This window comes from Lactiplantibacillus modestisalitolerans, from assembly GCF_005405425.1.
In the GTDB taxonomy this organism is placed as follows: domain Bacteria; phylum Bacillota; class Bacilli; order Lactobacillales; family Lactobacillaceae; genus Lactiplantibacillus; species Lactiplantibacillus modestisalitolerans.
The window spans coordinates 1-1,789 of sequence record NZ_BJEA01000036.1; the positions used below are offsets into that span (position 1 = coordinate 1).

General features: G+C 41.9%; 1 protein-coding gene. It reads left to right on the top strand.

Features of this window, described 5'->3' with window-relative positions; genetic code table 11:
* Nucleotides 1-143 precede the first annotated feature (143 nt).
* Nucleotides 144-1,789 (top strand): IS1182 family transposase (locus FFM79_RS12560; protein WP_137643801.1); only part of this gene is annotated, 1,646 nt, incomplete at its 3' end.

A 1,789-nucleotide genomic window follows, 5' to 3' on the forward strand; every position in this document is an offset into this window, starting at 1 on the left:
GTGACATAAGTCTCTAAAAATAAAGCCAGTCTGGAAAAATCTTCGGATTTTTCCAGACTGGCTTTTGATATAATGGAAAATAAAAAAGAGTACCGGCCGTACCCGATACTCCACGAAATTATCCCCGAAAGGACATTCCAAATATGCAAGATTATTATAACATGAATCAAACCACTTTGAGTATCGCCTTGGATTATCAACCAGAAGAAAATCATCCCGCCCGCTACATTAACGAGCTCGTTGAGCAGTTAAAACTAAAATATGATTACCAGTTTGGACGGCCACGAGAATATAACCTTGGCGCCATGTTAAAACTGGTCCTTTTGGCGTACAGTTACGGTATTTTCAGCAGTCGCAAAATTGAACGTTTTGGCCGTGAAAACAAGCCCGCGGGGTGGTTAATCGCCGACCAAGTTCCATCCTACCGGACAATTTGCCGTTTCAGAATCTCCGATGAGTTAGCAACCATGACGAATGATAGTTTGTCTCAATTGACCGAGTGTTTGCGTAAAAATGGTTTAATTGACGATATTTCTTTTATTGATGGAACTAAAATCCTGGCCGATGCAAATAAGTATAGTTTTGTCTGGAAGAAGAACACGATTCGGTTTGATCAGATGAATCGTAAAAAATTAGTCGACCTGTTAGGTGAATTGCATGAAGCCGAAATTATCGGTGAAGTACCAGCCGGGTCAGATTTAACGCTAGAAATGTTAGATGCCATGATTAGCAAAGTTGAGGATCACTTAGTGGTCCTCAATGAAACTGTGGCAGCAACTAAGAAAGTTTCCCCGAACCCTGCCAAGCAACAACGACGAATTGTTAAGTCACAAAAACGTAAGTTAGATGAACGGCGTGATAAGATGCGTGAACATCAAGCGCAACAAGCAATCTATGGTCAACGCAATAGCTACTCTAAAACGGACCACGATGCCACCTTTATGCGGGTCAAAGAAGACCCGATGCAAAACGGTCAATTGAAACCGGCTTACAACTTACAAATCGCCACCAGTAATCAATTTATCACGGGATATCAATTGTTTCATAATCCGACCGACACGCGAACGTTACAACCATTTGTTAAGCATTTGGAGGACAACAATACGTTAGGCTCGACCGTTGTCGCCGATGCCGGATACGGTTCTGAAAGTAATTATCAGTACTTAGAAGATGAACTTGGACAGCACACCGCGCTAATACCATACGGAACGATGCTTAAAGAGAATAGTCAAAAATGGCGCAGTGATGACCGTAAAGTCATGAACTGGGATTATCATGAAAAGGATGATTATTTCATCAATCCTCAAGGTGTGCGGTTCAGCTTCAATACGTATCGTCAGCGGACCGATAAATATGGCTTTATTCGTGATTTCAAAGAATATGTCGCCGAAAAATACGATGAAAATCACCAACTTATTGCCGGCGCATTAACGCCAAAGGGCAATCTCAAAAAGATTTCGGTGAATGAAAATTGGGAATATTTTAAAGCCAAGCAACGTGAATTACTTTCAGCTCCAGAAACCGGTCAGATCTATGCTCAGCGTAAGATCGATGTTGAACCGATATTTGGTAAGATGAAGGCTTCTTTGCGTTTCAATCGCTTCTCGGTGCGGGGTTTCGATAAGGTCACCAAAGAAGCGGGAATCGTAATACTGGCGTTAAATATTATGAAACTGGTCACGGTAGGGACCAGTTTTAAAAATCAAAGGCGTAAGCAAATGGGACGAGAAACCAAAATTCGGTTTCTCGTCCCATTTGCTTATACAGAGGCTACTTATGTCACAGCCTC